This is a genomic window from Glutamicibacter sp. BW78, from assembly GCF_002332245.1.
Lineage (GTDB): Bacteria > Actinomycetota > Actinomycetes > Actinomycetales > Micrococcaceae > Arthrobacter_H > Arthrobacter_H rhombi_A.
This window is the reverse complement of the sequence record NZ_NRGU01000030.1, coordinates 399,939-423,733: the sequence shown is the minus strand read 5'-3', so window position 1 is coordinate 423,733 and position 23,795 is coordinate 399,939. Positions and strand designations below refer to the sequence as shown.

20 protein-coding genes and 1 riboswitch are annotated in these 23,795 nt (G+C 65.6%); of the genes, 13 read left to right on the top strand and 7 right to left on the bottom strand.

Going from position 1 to position 23,795, the window contains the following annotated elements:
- Nucleotides 1-60 precede the first annotated feature (60 nt).
- Nucleotides 61-187: riboswitch (TPP riboswitch) on the top strand.
- 53 nt (nucleotides 188-240) lie between these two features.
- The gene (locus tag CIK75_RS06450) at nucleotides 241-861 is read left to right on the top strand and encodes an ECF transporter S component (protein ID WP_087001287.1); all 621 of its coding nucleotides are present in this window, start codon (nucleotides 241-243) and stop codon (nucleotides 859-861) included.
- A gap of 4 nt (nucleotides 862-865) precedes the next feature.
- Nucleotides 866-3,301, top strand: coding sequence for an ATP-binding cassette domain-containing protein (locus CIK75_RS16645; protein WP_087001289.1), 2,436 nt, complete (start codon nucleotides 866-868; stop codon nucleotides 3,299-3,301).
- Nucleotides 3,302-3,316: 15 nt separating this feature from the next.
- On the opposite strand, the gene CIK75_RS06440 is transcribed toward CIK75_RS16645, so the two are convergent.
- Complete coding sequence (locus CIK75_RS06440) at nucleotides 3,317-4,576, bottom strand: SH3 domain-containing protein (RefSeq protein ID WP_158225907.1); 1,260 nt, start codon at nucleotides 4,574-4,576, stop codon at nucleotides 3,317-3,319.
- A gap of 25 nt (nucleotides 4,577-4,601) precedes the next feature.
- On the bottom strand, nucleotides 4,602-5,492 hold the full coding sequence (locus tag CIK75_RS06435) for an aminodeoxychorismate lyase (RefSeq protein ID WP_087001293.1): 891 nt from the start codon (nucleotides 5,490-5,492) through the stop codon (nucleotides 4,602-4,604).
- Between the two features lie 74 nt (nucleotides 5,493-5,566).
- Here CIK75_RS06435 and cls point away from each other — a divergent pair, with 74 nt between their 5' ends.
- The gene (gene cls, locus CIK75_RS06430) at nucleotides 5,567-7,048 is read left to right on the top strand and encodes a cardiolipin synthase (RefSeq protein ID WP_256382348.1); all 1,482 of its coding nucleotides are present in this window, start codon (nucleotides 5,567-5,569) and stop codon (nucleotides 7,046-7,048) included.
- Nucleotides 7,049-7,055: 7 nt separating this feature from the next.
- Here the strand turns inward: cls and CIK75_RS06425 are convergent, their stop codons facing one another.
- Genes CIK75_RS06425 through CIK75_RS06410 form a run of 4 tightly spaced genes read right to left on the bottom strand, consistent with a single transcriptional unit; the run spans nucleotide 7,056 to nucleotide 10,818 of the window.
- Nucleotides 7,056-9,146 (bottom strand): chorismate-binding protein, encoded by a 2,091-nt coding sequence (locus CIK75_RS06425; RefSeq protein WP_241895333.1) that lies wholly within the window; start codon nucleotides 9,144-9,146, stop codon nucleotides 7,056-7,058.
- Entirely contained in the window at nucleotides 9,136-9,639 is a 504-nt protein-coding gene (locus tag CIK75_RS06420; RefSeq protein ID WP_087001297.1) for a low molecular weight protein-tyrosine-phosphatase, read from the bottom strand. Before CIK75_RS06420 ends, CIK75_RS06425 begins: the two co-directional genes overlap by 11 nt.
- Nucleotides 9,640-9,693: 54 nt before the next feature.
- Nucleotides 9,694-10,320, bottom strand: a complete 627-nt coding sequence (locus CIK75_RS06415) for a LysE family transporter (protein WP_096223391.1) — start codon at nucleotides 10,318-10,320, stop codon at nucleotides 9,694-9,696.
- Nucleotides 10,321-10,347: 27 nt separating this feature from the next.
- Nucleotides 10,348-10,818 (bottom strand): MarR family transcriptional regulator, encoded by a 471-nt coding sequence (locus CIK75_RS06410; protein WP_086997708.1) that lies wholly within the window; start codon nucleotides 10,816-10,818, stop codon nucleotides 10,348-10,350.
- A 123-nt stretch (nucleotides 10,819-10,941) separates the two neighbouring features.
- Between CIK75_RS06410 and CIK75_RS06405 the strand changes: the two genes are divergently transcribed.
- The 7 genes from CIK75_RS06405 (at nucleotide 10,942) to CIK75_RS06375 (ending at nucleotide 20,364) form a co-directional block, all read left to right on the top strand.
- Nucleotides 10,942-13,104, top strand: a complete 2,163-nt coding sequence (locus CIK75_RS06405; RefSeq protein ID WP_086997711.1) for an MMPL family transporter — start codon at nucleotides 10,942-10,944, stop codon at nucleotides 13,102-13,104.
- A gap of 269 nt (nucleotides 13,105-13,373) precedes the next feature.
- Complete coding sequence (locus tag CIK75_RS06400) at nucleotides 13,374-15,095, top strand: DEAD/DEAH box helicase (protein WP_086997714.1); 1,722 nt, start codon at nucleotides 13,374-13,376, stop codon at nucleotides 15,093-15,095.
- Between the two features lie 240 nt (nucleotides 15,096-15,335).
- On the top strand, nucleotides 15,336-17,195 hold the full coding sequence (gene dnaK, locus CIK75_RS06395) for a molecular chaperone DnaK (RefSeq protein WP_086997715.1): 1,860 nt from the start codon (nucleotides 15,336-15,338) through the stop codon (nucleotides 17,193-17,195).
- 15 nt (nucleotides 17,196-17,210) lie between these two features.
- Nucleotides 17,211-17,846: a nucleotide exchange factor GrpE gene (locus tag CIK75_RS06390; RefSeq protein WP_086997718.1), complete on the top strand. Its 636-nt coding sequence runs from the start codon at nucleotides 17,211-17,213 to the stop codon at nucleotides 17,844-17,846.
- Nucleotides 17,847-17,929: 83 nt separating this feature from the next.
- Nucleotides 17,930-18,907, top strand: a complete 978-nt coding sequence (locus CIK75_RS06385) for a DnaJ C-terminal domain-containing protein (protein WP_086997722.1) — start codon at nucleotides 17,930-17,932, stop codon at nucleotides 18,905-18,907.
- A 60-nt stretch (nucleotides 18,908-18,967) separates the two neighbouring features.
- On the top strand, nucleotides 18,968-19,414 hold the full coding sequence (locus tag CIK75_RS06380; protein ID WP_086997725.1) for a MerR family transcriptional regulator: 447 nt from the start codon (nucleotides 18,968-18,970) through the stop codon (nucleotides 19,412-19,414).
- A gap of 11 nt (nucleotides 19,415-19,425) precedes the next feature.
- A complete protein-coding gene (locus CIK75_RS06375; protein WP_086997730.1) occupies nucleotides 19,426-20,364 on the top strand; it encodes an alpha/beta hydrolase in 939 nt (312 codons plus the stop codon).
- 16 nt (nucleotides 20,365-20,380) lie between these two features.
- Here the strand turns inward: CIK75_RS06375 and trmB are convergent, their stop codons facing one another.
- Nucleotides 20,381-21,247, bottom strand: a complete 867-nt coding sequence (gene trmB, locus CIK75_RS06370; RefSeq protein WP_086997733.1) for a tRNA (guanosine(46)-N7)-methyltransferase TrmB — start codon at nucleotides 21,245-21,247, stop codon at nucleotides 20,381-20,383.
- Between the two features lie 88 nt (nucleotides 21,248-21,335).
- Between trmB and CIK75_RS06365 the strand changes: the two genes are divergently transcribed.
- From CIK75_RS06365 to CIK75_RS06355, 3 genes are all read left to right on the top strand, one after another.
- Complete coding sequence (locus CIK75_RS06365) at nucleotides 21,336-21,752, top strand: YccF domain-containing protein (protein ID WP_086997736.1); 417 nt, start codon at nucleotides 21,336-21,338, stop codon at nucleotides 21,750-21,752.
- Nucleotides 21,753-22,008: 256 nt separating this feature from the next.
- Nucleotides 22,009-23,175: a globin domain-containing protein gene (locus CIK75_RS06360; protein WP_086997739.1), complete on the top strand. Its 1,167-nt coding sequence runs from the start codon at nucleotides 22,009-22,011 to the stop codon at nucleotides 23,173-23,175.
- On the top strand, nucleotides 23,175-23,738 hold the full coding sequence (locus tag CIK75_RS06355; protein WP_086997743.1) for a hypothetical protein: 564 nt from the start codon (nucleotides 23,175-23,177) through the stop codon (nucleotides 23,736-23,738). The genes CIK75_RS06360 and CIK75_RS06355 overlap by 1 nt, the downstream gene beginning before the upstream one ends.
- Nucleotides 23,739-23,795 lie beyond the last annotated feature (57 nt).

The following is a 23,795-nucleotide window of genomic DNA, read 5'->3' as shown; positions in this document are numbered from 1 at the left end:
TCCCGTCGGTAGGTGATTACCTGCCCAGCATAACGCGCTGTAGACTGGGCCCCACTGAATGACCTACGACAGGGGAGCGTCGTCGCCCGGCCACGGCCGGAAACTTCGACGCTGAGAGTGCGGATCACCGCAGACCCTCGAACCTGCTCCGGCTCGTACCGGCGAAGGGAGTCGAGAATCTCAGGACACGCGGATCCGCCGCGGAGTCCTCCCCTCCTTGAAACCAAGGAGGAACACCCTATGAGCAGCACCCTTTCGGCGGCACCGACCGCCCGATACACCTGGCGGGTCGTGGACATCGTCGTGGCCTCCGTCATCGCCGTGGCCTCCGGCGTGATCTTCTGGGCCTGGAACACCACCCACCACGTCTTCGACGTCATTTTCGTCGCCTTCCCGCCCTCATCGGCCCTGCTGGCCGGAATGTGGCTCTTCCCCGCGGTCCTGGGGGCCCTGATCATCCGCAAACCAGGCGCAGCACTGTTCTGCGAGATGGTCGCGGCCGTCGTTTCCTCGCTGCTGGGATCGGAATACGGTTGGACGGTCTGGGCCTCGGGAATCATCCAGGGGCTCGGCGCCGAAATCGTTTTTGCGCTGCTGCTCTACCGCCGCTGGTCGCTGCCGGTGGCCCTGTTCGCCGGAATGCTGACCGGGATCTTCGGGGGAGTGAACGACGCCTTCGTCTTCTCCTGGTTCCCCGAATACACGGCGAGCATGAAACTGGCCTACGTGGTGTTCATGGCCATTTCGGGGCTGATCATCGCCGGCCTGGGGTCGTGGGCGCTGACGCGCGCGCTCTCACGGACCGGGGCGTTGTCCTCGATGGCTTCGCGGAAGGCCGCCCAGGAACGGGTTCTAGGGTGAATCGATGACCTCTGATGCACCGACCGGAACCCGCGGCTCTCCACCGGCCGCCGGGGTCGGCGACGTCCGTGCTGCTGCGGTCCGCGCCCGCGGTTGGGGATGGCAGCACGCCGGGCGGGAGACGCCCGCAGTCTTGGGTTTGGACCTCGACATCCAGGCCGGGGAAAAAGTGTTGCTCGTCGGCCCCTCTGGCGCCGGAAAATCGACGCTCATGCACGCCCTGGCCGGGGTGCTGCAGGATGACGAGGACAACGCCTCGGCCGGGGAACTACTGATTGACGGTTTACCGGCTGCGGCAGCCCGCGGCCGGACCGGTCTGATGCAGCAGGACCCCGAAACCCAGGTCGTCCAGGCCCGGGTGGGGGACGACGTCGCCTTTGGCGCGGAGAACCTCTCGGTGGACCCGGAGCTGATCTGGCCCCGCGTCAGCGAATCCCTGCAGGCGGTGGGACTTGACCTGCCACTGGACCACCCCACCTCGTCCCTGTCGGGAGGGCAGAAGCAACGCCTGGCCCTGGCCGGGATCCTGGCCATGCGCCCCGGACTCGTCCTGTTGGATGAGCCGACAGCAAATCTCGACCCCGACGGGGTGCTGGAAGTGCGGGACGCAGTGCTCGAGGCACTCGGCGCCAGCGGAGCAACGATGATCATCGTTGAGCACCGGCTCACCGCCTGGGCAGATGCCGTGGATCGGGTGATCGTGCTGGAGCCCGGCGGCGGTGTGGCCTACCAGGGCGCACCGGCCAGGCTGTTCGCTCCCGGCCCCCTCCGTGAACGGCTCATCGACGCCGGGATCTGGGTCCCCGGCCACACGCCCGTACTGCCCGCACGGGCCCCGGCAAAAGAACCGGCCGCCGGCTTGTTGAGCGCCCGAAGGCTGGCCGTATCCAGAACAGCCTCCGGTGCCCCCGTCGTGTCGGGTCTGGACCTGCGGATCGACGCCGGTCAGGCGCTGTGTATCACCGGAGCCAACGGGGCCGGCAAATCGACGTTGGCCCTGACTCTGGCCGGGCTGCTGCCCGAACGTCGGGGCAGCGTCGCGGCACTGCCTGCCCTTTCCGGTGCCCAGGACCTCCCCGAGGAAACCGAACCCGTGCACCCCGACCGGCCCTACACGTGGCGGGCCGGGGAACTCGTGGGGCGGATCGGCACCGTCTTCCAGGAGCCCGAACACCAGTTCGTCACCACCACCGTCCGCGCGGAATTGGCCTTTGGCCCCCGGCATGCCCGCACACCGGGGTCGAAGACCCGGCTGTACACCGACGCGCACATCACCGAACGGGTCGATGAGCTGTTGGACCGGCTGGGGCTGAGGCATCTGGCCGACGCGAACCCGTTCACCCTCTCGGGAGGCGAAAAGCGCAGGTTGTCGGTGGCCACGGTGCTCGCGGCCCGACCGCGACTGCTGATCCTCGATGAGCCGACGTTCGGCCAGGACGCCAATACGTGGAAGGAACTGGCGCTGCTGCTGCGCGAACAACTCGACGAGGGCGTCGCCGTCGTCGCGGTCACCCACGATGCGGCGTTCGCCGCCGCGTTGGGGGCCTCCACCTTCGAGGTCGCCGCCGACCTGCGCCCCGTGCAGGAACCCGGAACCCCCACGCAGGAGGAACCGGCAACCGATCCTCGGGCCGCGGGGGGGATGCCGGGGCTGGAACCCGACGCAGGTGCCCGGGCCAGCTTCTTCGGTCGGTGCAACCCGCTGGCCAAACTCGCTGCGGTAGTGCTGGGGACCGTGCCCCTGATCGCCTCCCTGGACCTGGTGACCTCCTCCGTCGTCGTGCTGGCCAGTCTGTTGCTGCTGCGCCTGGCAGGGATCGCCCCGACGCGATTCCTGCGGCGGGCCTGGCCACTGCTGGTGGCCGCATTATTTGCCGCCTGGGGCACCGCCCTGGTCGGCAACGACGCAGGTGCCGTCCTGCTGAACCTGGGGGTGGCCACGATCAGCGACGGATCGCTGATCTCCGGGGTGGCCACCGGTCTGCGGATTTTTGCGGTAGCGGTTCCCGCGGTCATCGTTTTGTCCAGTACCGACCCCACCGATCTGGCCAATGCGCTGGCCCAACAAGCCAGGTTGCCTCACCGTTTCGTGTTGGGTGCCTTGGCCGGGATGCGCCTGATGGGTTTGCTGGCCGAGGAGTGGGTGACGCTGGGTATGGCCCGTCGTGCCCGCGGTGTGGGGGCCCAAGGGGGTTTCGTGCAGCGTCTGCGGGCCAATGCAGGTCAAAGTCTGGGGCTGATGGTCCAGGCCATCCGTAGGGCCTCCCGGCTGGCGGTCACCATGGAAGCCAAAGGCTTCGGTGGGGCCCACCGCACTTGGGCGCGAACCGCCTCCTTCTCCTGGCGGGACGGGGCCCTGGTGTCCGGTGGCCTCACCCTGGGGGCGGTGGCCACCACGGCCGCCGTGCTCACCGGGGCGTGGAACCTGGTCTGGGGGTGAGGTGGTTCCCTCGGCTCAGCGTATGTACTCGAAGTGCCACGCCTCGGCGTAGCGGGACCCCTGTTCGTAAATCTTGTGGTGCACCCACCCGTGGCTCTTCGAATGGGCCTTGAGCCACAAGTAGTACGTGCCGCCGAAACCGTAGTCGCGAGTCTCGGGGAAGTCGATCGCCAACCCCCACCCGTGGTTGGATGTTCCTGGTTTGGCGGCGATCATCGGGCCCAGCTCCCGGTACAGATATTCCTGGGTGCCGCGCGTGCGGTAGGTCAAGTCGATTTGCAGGTTGCGCCCGAACTTCTTCTTGAAGGCCGCGTTCAGTTGTGTCAGATCACTGAGGGCGGGGCCGGCGATCAGGTTCCTGCCCGGATCCCAGGAGATGGCCACCAGATTCGCGGAGGGAAGCCGGCCATTGGCCATCTTGCGGATCTGGGCGGCCGTTGTGCGGCCCGGCCATGTGCTGGTCCGAGGCTGGCTGCGCCGCAGGGTGCTGGCCCTCACCCAGCCGGTGGCCCCTGCGGTACGCACGCAATACCAGCCCTTCGGGGTGGCATGTTTCTTCTCCCATCGCACGTCCCGCCAGGCGACGGTGCCTGCCGGGAGGTCTCCGATCATCAGGGCCCCGTTGGCCAGATGGGCCACGTCGGAGCCGTTGGTTGAGAAGTAGTACCGAGCACTGGTGGGCAGGCCGTTGCGGGTGGAAGTGTAGGCGGGATCGCTCGACAGGTCCGCTGTGAGGTACCGGTGCGAGACATAGCCGGTTCGACCCCGATAGCTCAGCCGGTACCAGCCGTTGGCGGCGACCCCGGTGGCTGTGAATTTAGCGTTCTTCGTCAATGTGCCCAGATGCTTGCCGTGCGAGGAAGCGGAGGACCTGACATTCAGCGCTGCCAAGGTCTTGACCCTGGCTGAGATCTTGGTGACCTTCGGGGGTGTGGCCCTCTTCGCGGCAGGGAGAACCTTGACGTAGCGATGGGAAACATAGCCGGTCTTTCCCCGGTAGCTGATCCGGTACCAGCCGTTGGAGGCCCGGCCGGTGGAGGTGACCGTGGTGCCCTTCGCTAGCGTTCCCAGCTTGGCTCCTGCGGCAGCGGCGCGGGCGCGGACGTTGAGATTCGCCGTCGTTTTGATCTTGGTGGAGGCTGCGACCGCAGCTTCCGGAGTGAGTAAAGTTCCAGCGCCGCCGAGCAGGGAGGCGGCGGCCACCGCGACGACGGCGAGGAGCCGGCGACGATCCAAGGTGGTCTCGGCCATCGGTGCAGCAGGTGTAGTTTCCATGGGGTTCCTTCCCCGCCGGTGGCGCCTATCCGATGGCTTCGAGCAGGGCCGACAGTTCGTCATGCAGCTCACGATCGCGGGCAATCGCTGTGCCGTCGATGGAGGTGACCGGTGCTAGAAGCCGGATGCTGGAGACCAACCAGAGTGCGTCGGCTTCGAACAGGTCCCGTGGTTCCAACGGACCATAGCCGAGCGTCCAACCTGCGGTTTCGGCGGCTGCGAAGATCGCGCCCTGGGTGGTTCCGGGAAGGATGCCGGTTTCCAGCAATGGGGTGACCAGATGCTTGACCCCGTTGACACGGGTGGCCAGCAGCACCGTCGAAGTCGGCCCCTCGAGTACGCGTGCGTCGCTGGACGTGAAAATCACGTCCTCGGCCCCGAGCGTGCGCGCATGACGCAGGGCTGCCATGTTCACCGCATAGGAGAGCGTCTTGGCGCCCATCAGCAGCCAGGGGGCGCGTTCGGCCAGCGAGGAATCGTACCCACGATCCAACAGCACGACGGCGACGCCCTCCTCGCGTTGACGGCGTCCCGACTCCGGGGCGGGGGAGACGGTGACCCAGGCGGTGCCATGGGGCTCATCCTCGGGCCCACGCGTGACCACCAGCTTCACCACTGCCTCGTCGGGGTCCTCGGGCCCCGGGGTGCGCTCTTGTTCATACCGGGTGACCGCGGTAGCGATGGCCGCCCGCCAGGACTGCTCATCGGGCAGATCCAGGTCGCAGCTGGCCGCCGACACCCGGAGCCGGGAGAGGTGGGCGTCCAGTTTCCGGACGGCCCCGGCGGTGTACAACATGGACTCGAAGACCCCGTCGCCGCGGATGACCCCCTGATCGGTGACGAGCAGTTGCGCGACGGAGGCATCGGCGAGGCGGCCGGCCGGCGTGGAGGGGTCCAAGAACACCAAGACTGTCATGGGCCAAGATTACCCCGGCAGTTCATTCCTGCCGCTAGGCTTGGACCGTCTTGAAGTCGTTGAGAGGTGCGTCCTTGACCGAATCATTGTTCCTGTGGCAGGACCTTCCCGGATGGTTGTTGTCGATCCTCTGGGTAGTCGACCTCGGGATCCGGGTCGTCATGCTCGGTGTCGTCCCCGGGAACCGTCGTCCGACCACCGCCATGGCCTGGCTGCTGTCCATCTTCTTCTTCCCCGTCGTCGGGCTGGGCCTTTTCCTGCTCTTCGGGAACTTCAAGCTTTCGCGGAAACGGATCGATCGGCAAACCGCCGTCAACCAACGGGTGATCGACGCCACCGAGACCCTAGACGTGGACAATGGCCCACCGGATGCCCCCGACTGGGTCCGCTCGGCCATCGAACTGAACCGCAATCTCGGGGCCTTCCCGCTCCAGGAGGGCAACCAGTTCGACTTCATCAAGGATTCCAGCGAGTCGATCCGGCAGATGACCGAGGCCATCGGCTCGGCGAAGGACTACGTGAACGCCCAGTTCTACATCGTCGGCGACGACCCGGAGCTCACCGGGCCCTTCCTGAGGGCCCTGGAGGATGCCGCCGACCGCGGGGTACGGGTCAGGTTCCTCTTCGACCACCTGGGCACGATGCGCACCGCCGGGTACCGCGAGCTCTTGCGCCGGCTCCGTGCCAGCGGTATCGAATGGCGGCGGATGCTCCCCATCTCGCTGCTGCATTTGAAGTGGCGCCGACCCGATCTGCGTAACCACCGGAAGATCCTGGTCATCGACGGGGAAATTGCCTTCACGGGGAGCCAAAACCTCATTGAGCCGGGCTATAAGCGCAAGTCCTCGCAGAGGATCGGCCGCGAGTGGATCGACTTGATGGCTCGGGTGCGTGGCCCGATGGTCACCGGGCTGGACGTCGTTTTTGCCACGGATTGGTCGCAGGAGACCGATGAGAACCTGCTGGCGGATCTGAACGAAGGCGGCGTCCCCGAGCCCTGCGGTCAGCAGAGCGGACAGATTGTTCCCTCCGGACCGGGATTCGAATCGGAGAACAACCTGCGCCTGTTCAATACGTTGATGTATTCGGCCACGGAGAAGCTGACGATCACCAGCCCCTACTTCGTGCCGGATGACTCGATGCTCTACGCCATCACCACGGCAGCCCAACGCGGGGTCGAAGTCGAACTGCTGGTTTCCGAACGCGGCGACCAGGCGTTGGTCCACCACGCCCAACAGTCCTACTACCTGCAGTTGCTGAAGGCAGGAGTGAAGATCTACAGGTATCACCAGCCGATGGTCCTCCATACCAAATGCTTCACCGTCGACGACGAGGTGGCGGTCTTCGGGTCCTCCAATATGGATATGCGGTCCTTCTCGCTGAACTTGGAAGTCTCCCTGATGCTGCTGGGCCCCCAAGCGGTAGGGCAGATCAACAAGGTCCAGGATGCGTATAAGGAAAAGTGCACGCTGCTCACCCTCGACGACTGGCTGGGCCGTCCACGAACCGTGCGTTATCTGGATAACGTTGCCCGGCTGACGGCAACCCTGCAGTAGGCGCGGCTCAGGCCTCGAAGCCGAATTCGGCCCCGAGCGCCGAGAGCACACCCCGGGACTTGGTCTTCACTTCTTCCCATTCGGCCGCCGGATCCGAATCGGCGGTGATCGCCCCGCCGAGGCCGAGACTGAGCTGCCAGGGCCCGTCGGGAGCAGGACCACCCCCGGCACCGCAGGAGGCTAAGGGGTCCCGTCGGGCAACGAGCGTGCGGATGACCACCGCCAGATCGGCGGCTGCGCTATGGGAGAAGTACCCGACGGCCCCCGAGTACACCCCACGGGGACGCCCCTCCTCGAGTCGGTCCAGGATGGCCATGGTCGATATCTTCGGCGCCCCGGTCATCGACCCCGGCGGGAAGGCAGCGGCCACCGCCTCGGCCCGCGAAGCATCGGGGAGCAGCCGTGCCTCGATCGTGGACACCAGTTGATGCACGGTCGCGTAGCTCTCCACCGCGCAGAGACGTGGAACGCGGAGCGACGAAGGATCGGCGCAGCGGGAGAGGTCGTTGCGCAGCAGATCCACGATCATGATGTTCTCCGCCCGGTCCTTCGGTGCCGTCGCCAAATCAAGGGCCAGCATGCTGTCCTTGACGGGATCTTCCGAACGGGGCCGCGTGCCCTTGATCGGTTCGGCACGGAGTAGCCCGGCCGCGTCCACGGACAGGAAACGTTCGGGGGAGGAACTGGCCACCACGATGCCACCCCACCGGATGTAGTGGGCGAAGGGTGCCGGGCTCGTTTCGCGCAGGTTCAGATATAGCTGCCACGGATCGAAGCTCCCCGGTTCGGCAGTGGCCGCCAGGGCCGTGGTCAGGCAGATCTCATAGCTGTTGCCCGCGGTGATCTGGTCCTGGGCTGCGAGGATCTTCGCCAGATATTCCTCCCGGGTGTCCGCCGCAGCAAAACCTGGTGGCGGGGCGCCCTGCAGCGGGGCTCCGGAGTCCGGGGGAACCCCGGGGGAGAGCGGCTGCTGCAGCGCCTCAACGGTGGAATCCAGCCAGTCCCGGGCATCCGGTGCCTCCAATGCCAGCAACCAGGCTTCGGCCCGTTCATGGTCGAGCACGATGGCCCGCCCCGGGTGCAGGAGGGCGGCGTCGGGGGTGGGGCTGGAGGTGCTCGGAACCGCCCCGGATTCGCGGCCGAGCTCGTAGCCCAACCAGCCCAGCCAGCCCAGCACGAATTCGCAGTCCAGTCCCTCCGGCCCTTGGAGCCGGGCGGTACCCCAATTACGGTCCAGCCAAGCGAAAAACGGGCCGGCCAGTCGGGCGCGTGCGCAACCGGTGACGACCTGGGTCAGGCCGTCGTGGTGTTCGACCCGGGCGGCAGCTTCGCCGGAGTCATCCGCCAGAATGCTGAAACGGTTGCGGGTGGACCCCGGGGTGGAAGCGTTCGAGGATTCCAGCAGGACGGCATGCTCTCCGGGGCAGAGGCGTTCAAAGAGGCTGGTCGCAGCCCTCGAAGCCTCGGGCAGCGGGATCCTGCGGAACAGCAGCGTCTCCTGTGCCGCCGCCTGGAGTTCGTGCCGCAGGGGCTCCTGCAGCACCGGCAGCTGGGTGAGGGCGCGTAAGGCATCGGGTGGGGCGCTGCCGTCGGCCAGGTTCGCCACGATGACATCGGCGCGTTCGATGACCGGGTCCTGGTCCAGCCACCGTTGTTCCTGCGCGGCCCAGCGTTCCCAATGCGGGGCGAAGGTGTCGCCATCCCGGGCCAGGGCACGCCGTCGTCGGACGTCGTCCTCCACCTCGACCCAGATGCTGGCATCTAGATAGGGGACTGCTTCCGTGCAGGAGGCCCCCACACCTTCGACGATGACCACGTCTGCGGCCACCGTGGTCCGGCGCTCGCCGTCGGTGTCTCGCACCCAATCCCAGGAGGTCCAGCGGGCGTCCTCCCCCCAATGGAGGGAGTCCAGAACCTCGGTGACATAGCGTTCGCGGCCACCCTCGAGCCCGTCCCAGCCGGTATAGATGTCTTCAAGGTGGAACAGGGAAACACTGCGGTGGATGCGCAGGCTCGTGGCCAATTCCAAGGCCAAGGTACTCTTGCCGGCCCCGGAGCGGCCATCGACCGCAATGATGACCGGTGATCTACGCGCCACGCGTGTCCGCTGTCCGAGTCCTGATATGGCGCACCAGACCCGGCAGAGCGGCGTTGATGAGCTGTTCCGTGATCGCGAAATCGGCCTCATCGCCGTACCACGGATCGTAAATACCTTGTCCGGTCGGGGCCTCCTGGGCCACCGAGGGGTCGAAGGAACGCAGCATATGGACCTTGGAACGGTCGGTTTCGTTTCCGGCCATCCGACGGAGGGCCTCGAAGTGATCGGTGTCGAGGGCCAGGATCAGGTCCGTGGCGGCGAAGTCCTCCGCGCTGAATTGGCGGGCTACATGGTGGGAAGGGTCAAGGCCGTGGCGGGTGAGTAGTCCGGCGGCTCGGGGGTCCATGGGGCGGCCAATCTCCCAGTCGCTCGTTCCCGCCGAATCGACGTCCACGCCAGCGACGCCGGCATCCTGCAGTGCGGCACGGAGCAGATGCTCGGCCATCGGGGACCGGCAGATGTTGCCGGTGCACACTGTCGTGATCCTGTACATGATGCCAGTCTAGGCGGGCCGTCGCGCCGGTGACAGCGTCGTCGGCCGGTGCGGCTACTGGTGCATCAAGACCAGCAGCGCGGCCACGAAGATGAACAACGTCCCGAAGGAGAGGTTGAGGATGCGTTGGCCGCGCGCATTGCGGGTGAAACGACGGAATCCCTTGGCCGTGGCGGCGAAGAAGAACCACATGACCAGGACGTCCACCGCAACGATGGTCCCAATGAGTATGAGGTATTGGGGTGCCAGGGGGGCTGCGGGACGGATGAACTGCGGGGTGAACGCCAGGAAGAAGACGATCGCCTTCGGGTTCAGGAGGTTCACCCAGAGCCCGCGACGGAACATGGACAGGGCGGATTCGTGGGCCCTGACGTCTACCGCGGACGTGTCGGGGTCCGGTTTGGCCCGCAGCAGACCCACGCCGAGATACACCAGATAGGCGGCACCCAGGTAGCGGATGGCGGCGAAGGCCACCGGTGAGTTGGCCACCAGCACCCCGATGCCGGCGGCGACAATCATCACGTGCACCAGCAACGCGGCCTGTTGTCCCAGGATGCCCCAAAAAGAGCGCCTGAACCCGGCATTGAGCGCATTATTCATGGTGTTGATGGCCCCGGCGCCGGGGGTGAAGCTGATCAGGATGCAGGCACCCAGCAGTGAAAGCCAAAGGGAGAGGGTCACCCCAAGATTCTAGGGGGCAGGAGCCCGCTAACTGGTTTCGTGGCGGTGGGATCCCGTGGCCCGGTCCACGGCGGAGACAGCGTCGGCCATGAACCGGGTCATGACCAGACGCTCCTCGGGGCTGTAGCCGGCGATGACGTCGCCGAGCTCTGCGGCCAGCGCGGTGAACATGGCCCTCCCGTCCGCCACGGCAGTGGCGGTGCTCTGGATCCTGACCACCCGGCGATCGGCATCGTTGCGGTCGCGGGTGATATGCCCGGAGGCGGCCAGCCGGTTGAGGAGGGCGGAAGTCGCCGGCGAGCTCAGGTTCAGTTCGGCGGAGATGTTGCTGGCCGTCGGGGCTTGGCCCGCCTGCTCTGAGCGCATGACGTAGGACAGTGCGTTGAGGTCAGTCCGATGCATCCCATGCCCAGAGCCGGCGGTCTCCACGTAGCGGTCCGTGGCCATGACGAACTGCTGGAGCAGTTCGACGAGACGAAGATCCGGGTGGCTTTCCATGGTGATAGCTTAGGCCGATCATCTTTACTAGAAAATCATATTACTTTATGGTGGAACTAAAGTAGGATCCTTTGAGATCATGAACACCGGGTACGGCCGTGCCGCCCATGCCGAGGAGCAGAGATGACCCAGCAGACCAAGGACCCCCATGCCGGTTCCCCGACGAAGTCGAGCGCTGGCCACCGGAGCCGAGGGCCGGTGCTTCGTGCCCTGTTGGCGGTCCTGATCGTCGCAGTCTGGCTCGGGGTGGCCGGGATCGGTGGCCCGACCTTCGGGAAGCTGGACCAGGTCCAGACCAACGACCAGGCGGGGTTCCTCCCGGCGACGGCCGAGGCCACGAAGGCCTTGGATGCCCAAGCCGCGTTCAGCGACAGTGAAGCGATCCCCGCCGTCGTGGTGCTCGAAGGAAAAACCGCAGCCGGTATCGAATCCTTCGACGCCGACGCGCTCAAGAAGAGGATCGCGGCGGGGAATCTGGTCTCCGGGGACATTGCCGGCCCCTTTCCCTCCGAGGACGGCACGGCGCTGGAAATGGTGGTCCCGCTGACCGAGGACATGGAAGCCGATGCCGCCGTGGCCTCGCTACGTGCCGCCCTTGCCGACCAGGTCCCCGACGGGGTCAACGCCTATGTCACCGGTCCTGCGGGGTTCACCGCGGACCTGGTGAAGGCCTTCGCCGGAATCGACGGCATCTTGCTGTTGGTGGCGTTGAGCGCGGTGCTGGTGATCCTGCTGTTGGTCTACCGTTCTCTGCTGCTGCCCTTCACGGTGTTGTTCACCGCGGTGGCGGCCCTGTGCCTGGCGATCCTTGCCGTCTTCTGGATGGCCAAATGGGACTGGATCAAGCTCGATGGACAAAGCCAGGGCATCTTGTCGATCCTGGTGATCGGCGCGGCCACGGATTATTCGCTGTTGCTGGTGGCCCGTCATCGTGAGGCCATCGCCGCGGGCGACCGGGGATTCGAGGCTGCCACCCGGGCGCTCAAGGGTGCGGTGGAACCGATTATCGCCTCGGCCGGAACGGTGACCGTTGGACTCCTGTGCCTGACGTTCTCGGATTTGAACTCCAATAAGGCGCTCGGGCCGATCGGGGCCTCGGGGATCATCTGTTCGGTGATTGCTGTCCTGACGTTTCTCCCGGCGGCCCTGACCCTGCTCGGCAGGGTCGCCTACTGGCCGTTCGTCCCACGCCATGCCGATCACCTCGACCCCTCTCCCGTGGCAGCGATCGGGCTCTGGGGCTCGGTGTCCCGTCTGGTCGGCAGGCATCCACGCCGGATCTGGATCGCCACGGCGCTGGTGCTCATCGTCGGTTCCCTGGGCATCACGCAGCTCAAGGCCACCGGTGTCCCCCAAAGCGATCTGGTCTTGGGTGAGACCGAATCGGCGACCGGACAAGACGTTTTGGCCCGCCATTTCGACGCCGGCGCCGGCAGCCCGGTAGTGCTGATCACCGCCAGCGATAGCGCAGAGAAAATGCTCGAGACGGTGAAGAAGGATGACGGCGTGGCCTCGGCCTACCTGCAGGCGGAGGGTGGCGGTCCGGCAGACGCCGGAGCGCCGGGTCGGGAACGCCCCGCCCAGGAGGTGGACGGACGGAATCTGATCTCCATCACCCTCGAAGCGGCTGCCGATTCGGCGGCGGCCGAGCAATCGGTGGTTTCGCTGCGTCAGGAAGCGCAGCGGGTGGACCCCGACGCACTCATCGGCGGCCCCACGGCCATCTCCCTGGATACCAATGTCACTGCCGAAGAGGACCTGGCGAAGATCATCCCGTTGATCCTGCTGGCGATCCTGGTGATTCTCATGATGCTCCTACGTTCGGTTCTGGCCCCGGTGCTACTGGTCATCACCACGGTGCTCTCCTATGGGACGGCCATGGGCGTCTCGGCCTGGGTCTTCAACGGGATCTTCCAGTTCCCCGGAGCCGACCCCTCCGTTCCCCTCTTCGGGTTCGTCTTCCTGGTGGCACTCGGCGTGGACTACAACATCTTCCTGATGACCCGAGTCAGGGAGGAGTCGCTCAAGCACGGAACCCGTGAGGGGGTGTTGCGTGGTTTGGCCGTCACCGGAGGGGTGATCACTTCGGCCGGAGTCGTCCTGGCCGCGACCTTCGCCGCCTTGGGTGTGATCCCCATTATGTTCTTGGCCCAATTGGCCTTCATCGTTTCCTTCGGTGTGCTGTTGGACACCCTGGTGGTGCGCTCCTTATTGGTGCCAGCACTGGCCCATGACCTCGGAAAGGTCATTTGGTGGCCCTCGAAACTGTCCCAAGCCGGGGACTAAGGCGAAGAGCTACGAAGCCTGCTGGTAAGATGGGTCCTTGTGGCTCGTGCCGCCGGCAGGATTGCCGGTAGACCGGCCATGCGTCGACAGATTTGATCCTTTTCCCGCCGCCGCCCCACTTTGGGTGAGGCACGACGTTGCGGCGGAAGGCTGGCCACCCTCGTGGAGGTCCGGCGGAGCCCAGAATCACCGGGCCCAGGCATTCTTTTTCTTCGGCGAGATAGCGCGCCGAACCCGGTTGCGCACAGCAACGACCGAAAGCAGCCCCCGTGAGCGTTTCTTTTACTTCCCTCGGCGTGCCCGCACGCCTGGCGACCATCCTGTCCGAGCAGGGCATCGATAGCGCCTTCCCCATCCAGGAAGCCACGCTTCCATCGACCTTGGCCGGCAAGGACGTCCTGGGGCGTGGGCGGACCGGCTCCGGCAAGACGCTGGCCTTCTCGCTGCCGCTGGTGGCACGTCTGGCCGCGGATCCCAAGCCGCGTAAGGCACGCTTCCCCCGGGCCTTGATCATGGCTCCCACCCGTGAGCTGGCCACCCAGATCAGCCGCGTCGTCATCCCGCTGGCCGAGGGCGCAGGACTGCGCACCTCGGTCATCTTCGGCGGGGTCTCCCAGGTCCGCCAGGAGAAGGAACTGAACTCCGGCGTCGATATCCTCATCGCCTGCCCCGGCCGTCTCGAGGACCTGTTGCGGCAGAAGGTCGTCGACCTTTCTCGCGTCGAGGTTTCGGTGCTGGACGAGGCGGACCACATGGCCGATCTCGGCTTCCTGCCCGTGGTCAAGCGGATCCTGGACCAGACTCCGCGAGGCATCCAGCACATGCTCTTCTCGGCCACCCTGGACAATGGAGTGGATAAGCTCGTCCAGCGCTACCTGGACCAGCCGGTCATCCATTCGGTGGATTCCTCGCAGGCCGCCGTGGACACCATGGAGCACCATGTGTTCGTGGTGGACGCGGACTCCAAGAAGGAACTGATTCTCGAGCTGGCCTCCGGAACCGGACGGCGCATCATGTTCATGCGCACCAAGCACCACGCCAAGAAGATGGCCGTATGGCTCTCCAAGGCAGGCGTTCCTGCGGTTGACCTGCACGGGAACCTGAGCCAGAACGCCCGCGACCGCAACTTGGCGGCCTTCTCCGGCGGGGATGCCAGGGTTTTGGTCGCCACGGATGTGGCCGCTCGCGGTGTCCACGTCGATGGCGTGGAACTCGTGGTCCACGTCGATCCGCCCGCAGAGCACAAGGCGTACCTGCACCGCTCGGGCCGTACGGCCCGCGCCGGGTCCGCAGGGATGGTGGCGACCATCGCCACTCCGGATCAGCAAGGTGACGTGAAGTCCCTGATGCGTGCTGCCGGAATCAAGGTCCCCTTCGAGAAGGTCGGCCCGCAGTCGGCGGCAGTCGTTGCCGTCCGCGGCGACAAGGCCGAATCGGTCACCTATGTGGCGCCCCGGCCGCAGTCGAACCCGCGTGCCAAGACCTTGGCCGATTCCGATGCCGCCGGTGGGCGTGGACGCCGCCGCGGCGGTCGGGGCAACTCCCGTCCGGGCCGGCCGGCAGGACGGGGCGAAGCCCCGGCCTCCGGTGCCGAAAACCGCGGTGGACGCGACGGAGGCGAGCGGTCACGCGATGACCGGCCCCGTAGTGATCGCGGCGGCCGACCGGCTGCCGAGCGTGGAGGCCGCCCTGCGGCTGCCCGCAATGAGCGCACCGGCGAGCGCGCCGGCGGACGCAATGGCGGCCAGCGCTCCGGAGGCGGCCGCAGTCGTTCATCACAGCGTCAGGGATCGGGGCGTCCGGAGGGTCGCGAGGCCAACGCCGGCCGCGCTTCCTCCTCTTCGCGTCCCACGGCATCCGGTAGCCGACAGAGCAACACGATTGGCGAGGCCATTGGGCAGAAGACCCAGGAAGCCCTCGCGGCCGGCCGTTCGGGGCGTGGGCGCGGTAGTCGTCGCGCCGGGGCTCCGCAGTCCAACTACAAGGGCTGACCACCCGCGCAGGAGATGAACCGGGCTATCGAGTCCGGCACCGAGGCGCCGTTCCCCGTCAGCAGCGGGGGAACGGCGCCTTTTGTGTGGGCCAAATTCCGCGAAAAAACAAACTTGAGCCAACTGCACTCAAGTTCGAATTGACAATGAAATGAGCGTGAGTAGACTTGAGTGCAGAACGCTCAACCTCCCCGGTTGGGCGGAGAAACCAGCATTTCCCACCGGAAAGAAGGATGCATTATGTCTCGTGCCGTAGGTATTGACCTCGGAACCACCAACTCGGTCGTCTCCGTTCTGGAAGGCGGCGAGCCCACTGTCATCGCCAACGCCGAAGGCGCACGCACCACTCCCTCAGTGGTGGCCTTCTCCAAGTCCGGCGAAGTCCTGGTCGGCGAAATCGCCAAGCGTCAGGCAGTCAACAACATCGATCGCACGATCGCTTCGGTCAAGCGCAATATGGGCACCGACTGGAGCACCACGATCGATGACAAGAAGTACACCGCGCAGGAAATCTCCGCCCGTACCCTCATGAAGCTCAAGCACGACGCCGAGTCGTACCTGGGCGAAAAGGTCACCGACGCGGTCATCACCGTCCCGGCCTACTTCAACGACGCCGAACGCCAGGCCACCAAGGAAGCCGGTGAGATCTCGGGGCTGAACGTGCTGCGGATCGTCAACGAGCCCACGGCTGCCGCACTGGCCTACGGCTTGGACAAGGGCAAGGAAGACGAGCTGATCCTCGTGTTCGACCTCGGCGGCGGCACCTTCGACGTGTCCCTGCTCGAAGTTGGCAAGGACGAAGACGACTTCTCCACCATTCAGGTCCGCTCGACGTCCGGCGACAACCGCCTCGGCGGCGACGACTGGGACCAGCGAGTTGTTGACTGGCTGCTGTCCCAGGCCAAGGCCAAGGGTGCCGACCTGTCCAAGGACAAGATCGCCCTGCAGCGTCTGAAGGAAGCTGCCGAGCAGGCCAAGAAGGAACTCTCCAGCGCGACCAGCACCAACATCTCGCTGCAGTACCTCTCGGTCACCGCCGATGGCCCGGTCCACCTGGACGAGCACCTGTCCCGCGCCAAGTTCCAGGACCTGACCAAGGATCTGCTCGAGCGCGCCCGCAAGCCGTTCAACGACGTGATCAAGGAAGCCGGCGTCAAGGTTTCCGATATCGCCCACGTCATCCTCGTCGGCGGCTCCACCCGCATGCCGGCCGTCGCCGAACTGGTCCAGGAACTGGCCGGCAAGGAAGCCAATAAGGGCGTCAACCCGGATGAGGTCGTCGCCGTCGGCGCAGCCCTGCAGGCCGGCGTCCTGAAGGGCGAACGCAAGGACGTCCTGCTGATCGACGTGACCCCGCTGTCGCTGGGCATCGAGACCAAGGGCGGCGTGATGACCAAGCTCATCGAGCGCAACACGGCCATCCCGACCAAGCGTTCGGAAACCTTCACCACGGCCGACGACAACCAGCCATCCGTGTCGATCCAGGTCTTCCAGGGCGAACGCGAGTTCACTCGCGATAACAAGCCGCTGGGCACCTTCGAACTGACCGGTATCGCACCGGCCCAGCGTGGCGTGCCGCAGGTCGAGGTCACCTTCGACATCGACGCCAACGGCATCGTCCACGTCTCCGCCAAGGACAAGGGCACCGGGACCGAACAGTCGATGACCATCACCGGCGGTACCTCGCTGGCGAAGGAAGACATCGATCGCATGGTCCAGGAAGCCGAGGAACACGCAGCCGAGGATAAGGTGCGCCGCGAGGCCGCCGACACCCGCAACTCCGCCGAGCAGTCCGCATACTCCGTGGACAAGCTCATCAAGGACAACGAGGACAAGCTGCCCGAGGAGGTCAAGACGGAGGTCCAGGCCGACGTCGACGCCCTCAAGACAGCCCTCGAAGGCCAGGACAACGACGACGAGGTGAAGGCCGCGTACGAGAAGCTCCAGGAATCGCAGACCAAGCTCGGCGAAGCCATCTACGCCCAGGCCGAGTCCGAAGGCGCAGCCGGTGACGCAGGGGAGTCCGCAGGCACCGAGGCACCCGACGAGGATATCGTCGACGCCGAGGTTGTCGACGAAGAAGACGAAGAGAAGAAGTAAGGCGGTTCGAAGCTGATGCCAGAACACGGCAACGAAGAAGGGCACGACGGCGACGAACCGGTGCGCTTCACCGATAAGCGCAAGGTCGATCCCGAGACGGGCGAAGTGCGCGGCGCCGAAGGGCATGAGGAAGCGACCGCTGCAGCGGAAGGCGCCGAGTCCGAGGACGCGCTGGCCCAGGCCGAGCAGATCCTCAACGAGGCAGGCGAAGCGCAGGAGCAGCCCGAGGCGACGTCCGACGTCGAAGCGGAACTGCGTAACGACCTGCTGCGGCTGCAGGCCGAGTATGTGAACTACCGCAAGCGCGTGGAGCGCGACCGGGAGTCGGTTCGCGAACTCGCCGTCCAGTCGGTGCTGGTCAGCTTGCTCCCGGTGCTCGATGACCTCGACGCCGCTCGCAAGCACGGCGATCTCGAGGAAGGGCCGTTCGCGGCGGTGGCAAAGAAGATCGACGCCATCCTCGCGGGCCACGGCCTGACCCGGATCGAGGAAGTAGGAGTCGTCTTCGACCCCAACTTCCACGAAGCCCTGATGCAGCAGCCCAGCTCCGAGGTCCCCGAGGACCACGTGGCCCAGGTCCTGCGGATCGGCTACCAGAAGGGCGAGCGCGTCATCCGCGCAGCCCAGGTGGTTGTCTCCACCGGAGAATAAGCCACACCCCGGCCGTCCCACCCCAGGTGGGGCGGCCGGCACCCCATTAGCTTGAGAAACAACCAGGAAACAGGAGGCGCCCGATGGCCAGTCAGGATTGGGTCAATAAGGATTTCTACGCCACCCTCGGCGTCTCCAAGGACGCCAGCGAAGCCGATATCAAGAAGTCCTATCGCAAGATGGCACGCAAATACCACCCTGATACCAATCCCGGCGACGACGCCGCGGAAAAGAAGTTCAAGGACATCACCGAGGCAAATGCTGTGCTGTCCGACCCCGAGGAACGCGAACAGTACGACGCCATCCGGGCCATGGGCTCCGGCGCCCGCTTCACCTCGGGAGGCGCCGGCGGGCCGGCCGGCGGAGGTGCCGGCTTCGACGACGTCTTCGGCAACCTCTTCAATTCCGGAGGTGGGGGACGCCGCAGTGGCGGGTTCCCCGGCGGTGGGCAAGTTCCCCCGGAGTTTGCCGACCTTTTCGGTGGCGGAGGCTTCGGTGGATTCCAGCAGGCACCGCAGAAGGGCGCCGACCGGACCGCCTCCACCACCATTTCCTTCGCCGGTTCCATCCGCGGCACCAGCATCGGGCTGCGTGAACCTGATGGCGAAGTGATCGACGTGCGCATCCCCGCGGGCATCCGCGACGGCCAGAGCGTCAGGGTCCGCGGAAAGGGCCAGCGCAGTCCGGCAGGAAACGGCGATCTGTTGGTGAAGGTCTCGGTCAAACCACATGCCTTCTTCGCCCGCGAGGGCAATAACATCCGGATCCACCTCCCGGTGGGCTTCGCCGAGGCAGCCCTGGGGACCACGTTGGAGGTTCCCACGCTGACGGGGGAGACCGTGAAGATGAAGGTTCCCGCAGGAACCTCATCCGGGCGGACCCTGCGCCTGAAGGGGCGTGGCGTGAAGACGTCCAAGGCCACCGGCGACCTGCTGGTCACCCTCGAGGTCGTCGTTCCGCAGAAGCTCAACGCCGAGGCGCAGGAGGCCGTGAAGGCTTTCGCAGCAGCCACCAGCGACGCGAATCCGCGCGCAGAAATCGCCGCCAAGGCAGTACTCTAACGGCGGGAACCGAACGCGAAACACCCCGCGGAACCGAACACACCAGGAGGAGGCAAGCACATGGCAGTAGGCAAGGCACTGGCCATCAATGATCGTTTCATCCCGGTTTTCGTGATTTCCGTCGCGGCCGAACTGGCCGATATGCACCCGCAGACACTGCGCCAGTATGACCGGATGGGTCTGGTATCGCCCTCGCGGCAGCGCGGTAAGCAGCGTCGCTATTCAAAGCACGACGTCGAACTCCTGCGGGAGGTTCAGAGCCTCTCCAAGGCAGGGGTCTCCTTGGAAGGGATCCGGCGCGTCCTCGAACTTGAGAACCAAGTCGCGGCGTTGCGTTCCCGTGTAGCCGAGCTGAGCCAGGAACTGGCCGAAGCCGACCGTCGCTCCTCTGAACTGCAGCGCGTCTTTGCTGCAGGATCCGGTGGCGGTGACATCGTCACCCTCGCCCGGGGAGAACGCCCCCGGGCCCGCAGTCAGGCCGTCGTCATCTGGCGAGCCCAGGACTAGGCGGATCACCGATGGTCTCCGGAGGCCCGGCGACCGTTGCCGAGCTCATCACCCGGGCGGAGCGCGAGTTCGAGAACGCCAAGAGGCGACGTGACGGTTTCAACCAGGACCGTCGGGCAGCAGTGGATGGGGTCGCCCATGCCCTGCGAGCGACGTCCATGACCTCGCGTCTTCCCGCCAGACGTCTCCTCTTCCTCGACCTGGCAGGGCCCCATCCGCTGGCGGCCGTGGTGCTCGGGGACCCGGACCACGCCACCCACCTGACCTGGCAGATCTCCGGAGCCGGGATCCGCCCTGGAACGGCCATGTGGGGCACCGCCCGCGAAGCCGGCGAACTCTTGCTCCAACAGCGTGCCGCCGGTGCCGAACGCCCGGCAGTCATCGCGTGGCTTGGTTACCCGGCGCCGGGCCTGCTGAAGGCCCTCTCGGACCATGCGGCCCGGACGTGTGCGGCGCGTTTGGCCTACGATATCCGTCGCGTGGGGGAACTGCTTCCTCGCACCACCCATACGGCGATTGAAGCCCATTCCTACGGTGCAACGCTGGCCGCATATGCGCTCGCCCGGTTGGGCACCGGTGGGCACCGGCCCGCAACGGCGGGAACCCGGATCGACACGTTGGCGACCATCGGTTCCGCGGGCATTCCCGAGCGCCTGCTGCGGGACCCCTCATGTTTGGGCGTCCCACCGCACCGGAGGTATGAGGCGGTGGCCAGGAAAGATCTGCTGGCACGCTACGGCCGGATCCTGAGCGCTCGAACCACGGTTGCGGGGCTCCCGTTCGCGGTGGAGGGCCACCCGGAATCGGGGCTACAAGCCGTCACCGGGCATAACACCTCCCGCTTCGTGCCCGGAACGGACGATCCCGAATATGGTTATCGGGACCCCGGCACGCTCTCCCTGCACAATCTGGCGCGCATCCTCATCGGGGGGACCCCCGAGTTCGGCTAGCAGCCCCGGTAGCCCCTCAGCCGGCGTCGGGCTCCATGCGGTAGGCCAGATCGAAGACGAGGCGGCCGGCGGCGATGGCCTTGGCCTCGAAGCTGGTGCGGATTCGCCCCTCATAGCGCGGAGCCCAACCGCCGATGTCGTCCGTGAAATCCGGTTCGGGGTCGTGGCCTTCCAGCCCGTCGCGGCGGACCCGGGTGAGTGGGGAGTGCTCCCCGGCTTCTTCTCCGGGGTGGAGGGAGGAGAAATCCTGTGAGGCGTCGAGGATCGAACGCATCTGTTCGGCATACTGGGACCAGTCGGTGGCCAGCCGCCAGATACCGCCGGGGGCCAGCACACGGGAGGCCTTGGGCAGGAACGATTCCTTGATCAACCGACGTTTATGGTGCCGGGTCTTATGCCACGGGTCGGAAAAGAAGATCCAGAGTTCGTCCACGGAACCCGGCTCCAGCATGACGTCGAGGACCTCGGGGGCGTTCGCCTGCACGGCCCGCACATTGGTCAGGCCCTTCGCGTCGATCCGAGCCATGAGCTGGGCCAGACCCGGCAGGTAGACCTCCACGGCGAGAAAGTCCCGTTCGGGGTGTGCCTCCGCGGCTTCGGCGATGGCCTCGCCCAGGCCGGTGCCGATCTCCACGGTCAACGGGGCCTTGCGGCCGAAGGCCTCCTCGGCGTCGAAGCGAAAATCTTCGTGGACCGAGGTATCTGCATGATGGCGCGGAACCTGGATGACGTAATCTCCGGAAAGCCGGTCCCACGAGTCCTTGCGCTTGCCATGCAAACGGGAGCCGCGGCGGACGAAAGACACCGGATCGGTCCGGTAGAAGCGCAAATCGTCGGCGGCACGGCCGTTGACCGGGGGCTTGGGGGCTGCGGGATCATTCATTAGGTCAACGTTAGTCGTCGTCGCCCCCGGCGTCATGTCAGGGTCTTCCCGGATGGCGGCGTTGGCTGGTGACAGGCACACTGGAGACATGAACGGACCTCTTAACCTGATCCTGAACATCATCTGGCTCGTTTTCGGCGGCCTCTGGCTCGCTCTGGGCTACCTGATAGCCGGCGTCGTGTGCTGCCTGCTGATCGTGACCATCCCCTTCGGCCTGGCGTCCTTCAGAATTGCCAACTATGCGCTGTGGCCCTTCGGGCGCACCATCGTCGACCGGGGAGGACGAACCGGGTTCTTCTCCACCGTGGGTAACGTCGTCTGGATCCTGGTGGCAGGGATCTGGATTGCTCTGGGTCACGTGGTGACCGCGATCCCGATGTTCGTGAGCATCATCGGCATTCCGTTGGGCATCGCCAACCTCAAATTGATCCCCGTGTCCCTGGTCCCGTTGGGAAAGGTCATCGTCCCCTCGGGTTCACGTTTGCCGATGGGGCCGGCAGCCTGACCCACCACCGGTCAGGTGCCCATTAACTCGACGAAGCCCTCGAGGTCCAAAGAGCTTCCGTCTCGTCGGGCACGTCGAGTCCTTTTGGAATCCACCCTTACGGTATTGACTTTTGTGGCATAGTTATCGACCGACAGTGATGGCCCCCACAACGAGAGTTGATAGCAATACATGGACCGAATAGGTCAGATGGCAGTTGTATCGAGTCGGAGGACGGCGTGTAACGCGACCGCATTCCACGACTGTGGGAGCTGCCATGAACATTGAAATGCTCAAGAGCACCTGGGCGGATATGTCGCAGGCCGGCGATGAAGCCCCCTTGTACTTCTATTCCCACTTATTCATCACCCACCCGGAACTGCGCGAAATGTTCCCGGTTTCCATGGCCAGCCAGCGCGATAAGCTGTTCGGCGCCCTGGGCCATATCGTCAGCAATGTCGAAAAACTGGACTCGGACACGGGTTTCATCGAGGAACTGGGGCGCGATCACCGACGCTTCGCGGTGGAACCGGAGCACTACTCTGCGGTCGGCTCATCGTTGCTAGCAACTCTCAAACAGTTCCTGGGCAGCCAATGGACCGAAAGCGTCGCAGCGGATTGGTCGGCAGCCTACGGCCAGATCGCAAAGATCATGGTCATTGCCGCCGAGGACGCTGCTGACGATGCACCGCCGTGGTGGGATGCCGAGGTGGTCTCCGTTGATCGACGGAGCATCGACGTCACAGTCCTCCAAATGCGGACCTCGGTTGCCATGGACTACCGGCCCGGGCAATCCATGGCGATGGAACTGGGACGACTGCCACGTCTGTGGCGCTACGTGACACCTGCCAACCAGCCGCGCTCGGATGGCTTGGTGGAGCTCCATATCCAGCTGGTGCCCGGCGGACAGTTCAGCAGCACCGCGGTACGCAAAGTCCGCCCCGGTGACACCGCCCGACTGGGCGCTCCGATGGGTGACCAACTCACCCGTCCATTCAATGACAACGACCTGCTCATGGTTGCCGGGGGAACGGGGCTGGCCCCACTGGCTGCGGTCTTGGATGAAATCAACACACAGTGGAGGGCCGAAGGGGCCGGGCCGCGAGTCGACCTGTTCCACGGCGCCCGACTTCCGTGGAACCTCTACGATCATGACAAGCTCACCACGCTGACGGAAGAACCCTGGTTCACCTACCGGCCGGTCGTCTCGGACGACCCGACCTTCCATGGACTACGCGGTTTGGTGGGATCTGCCGTTGCCGCCGAAGGGTCATGGGCCGGGCGAACAGCCCTGATTTGTGGTTCGCCGCCCATGGTGGGGCATGCCGTGGCCCAATTGGGGGCTGCTGGGCTCGCCCCGGAGGACCTCCGCTACGAAACGTTCGCAACTCTTGATAAGAGTTCCTCGGCCATCGGCCAGACCGACGAAGAAGGATCCCGATAATGCCCTCTGCCCATGACACACAGCCAGTTCGCCCCCTGACGCCAGAAGCCGTTCGCGATGCCATGTTTCCGGCCGTGGAAGCCGGTGGACTCGACCCGGCGGCCATCAATTCCTTCCTCTCCGATGCCGCCCGGCAGATGGCGTCGGACCGTGAGGAAATTCTGACGCTTCGACGACGCGTCGAAGAAGACCACGGCCCAGCGATGGATGTGAGTGCCGAAACCGTGAACCTGCTGAGCCGGGCCCAGATCATCGCCGATCAGCACGTGAGCGAGGCCGAGCAGTATGCCCATGACCTCATCGACGGTGCTCGAAAGCAATATACGGAAATCCTGCAGAAAGCTGAAGAGAATGCGGGCGGTGCCGCTGCTCCGGCGGCCCCTGGTGTCCCGGGCTACAACGAGCCCGTTCCGGAAATCGAGTACGTCCGCACCTACACGCGGGTGGCCCAGGTCCAGCTGCGCTCCGTGATTGACGCCTTGGCCGAGCAGGTGGATCAGTTGGGCCATTTGCCGCAGTTCGGTGCTAGTGCCGCGAATTCACCGGCGAACGGGGGTCACTGAGCCAGCCGAAGTGGCCCTCGGCTCCGGGACTTCGCCCCAGGAATAATCCATCCCAAA

What these genes read in the sequence shown, in the direction of transcription:
- dnaK (WP_086997715.1), top strand. Translation starts at nt 15,336, where the DNA reads ATGTCTCGTGCCGTAGGTATTGACCTCGGAACCACCAACTCGGTCGTC.
- CIK75_RS06410 (WP_086997708.1), bottom strand. Translation starts at nt 10,818, where the DNA reads ATGGAAAGCCACCCGGATCTTCGTCTCGTCGAACTGCTCCAGCAGTTC.
- CIK75_RS06440 (WP_158225907.1), bottom strand. Translation starts at nt 4,576, where the DNA reads ATGGAAACTACACCTGCTGCACCGATGGCCGAGACCACCTTGGATCGT.
- CIK75_RS16645 (WP_087001289.1), top strand. Translation starts at nt 866, where the DNA reads ATGACCTCTGATGCACCGACCGGAACCCGCGGCTCTCCACCGGCCGCC.
- CIK75_RS06405 (WP_086997711.1), top strand. Translation starts at nt 10,942, where the DNA reads ATGACCCAGCAGACCAAGGACCCCCATGCCGGTTCCCCGACGAAGTCG.
- CIK75_RS06375 (WP_086997730.1), top strand. Translation starts at nt 19,426, where the DNA reads ATGGTCTCCGGAGGCCCGGCGACCGTTGCCGAGCTCATCACCCGGGCG.
- CIK75_RS06355 (WP_086997743.1), top strand. Translation starts at nt 23,175, where the DNA reads ATGCCCTCTGCCCATGACACACAGCCAGTTCGCCCCCTGACGCCAGAA.
- trmB (WP_086997733.1), bottom strand. Translation starts at nt 21,247, where the DNA reads ATGAATGATCCCGCAGCCCCCAAGCCCCCGGTCAACGGCCGTGCCGCC.
- CIK75_RS06435 (WP_087001293.1), bottom strand. Translation starts at nt 5,492, where the DNA reads ATGACAGTCTTGGTGTTCTTGGACCCCTCCACGCCGGCCGGCCGCCTC.
- CIK75_RS06365 (WP_086997736.1), top strand. Translation starts at nt 21,336, where the DNA reads ATGAACGGACCTCTTAACCTGATCCTGAACATCATCTGGCTCGTTTTC.
- CIK75_RS06450 (WP_087001287.1), top strand. Translation starts at nt 241, where the DNA reads ATGAGCAGCACCCTTTCGGCGGCACCGACCGCCCGATACACCTGGCGG.
- CIK75_RS06390 (WP_086997718.1), top strand. Translation starts at nt 17,211, where the DNA reads ATGCCAGAACACGGCAACGAAGAAGGGCACGACGGCGACGAACCGGTG.
- CIK75_RS06385 (WP_086997722.1), top strand. Translation starts at nt 17,930, where the DNA reads ATGGCCAGTCAGGATTGGGTCAATAAGGATTTCTACGCCACCCTCGGC.
- CIK75_RS06380 (WP_086997725.1), top strand. Translation starts at nt 18,968, where the DNA reads ATGGCAGTAGGCAAGGCACTGGCCATCAATGATCGTTTCATCCCGGTT.
- CIK75_RS06360 (WP_086997739.1), top strand. Translation starts at nt 22,009, where the DNA reads ATGAACATTGAAATGCTCAAGAGCACCTGGGCGGATATGTCGCAGGCC.
- CIK75_RS06420 (WP_087001297.1), bottom strand. Translation starts at nt 9,639, where the DNA reads ATGTACAGGATCACGACAGTGTGCACCGGCAACATCTGCCGGTCCCCG.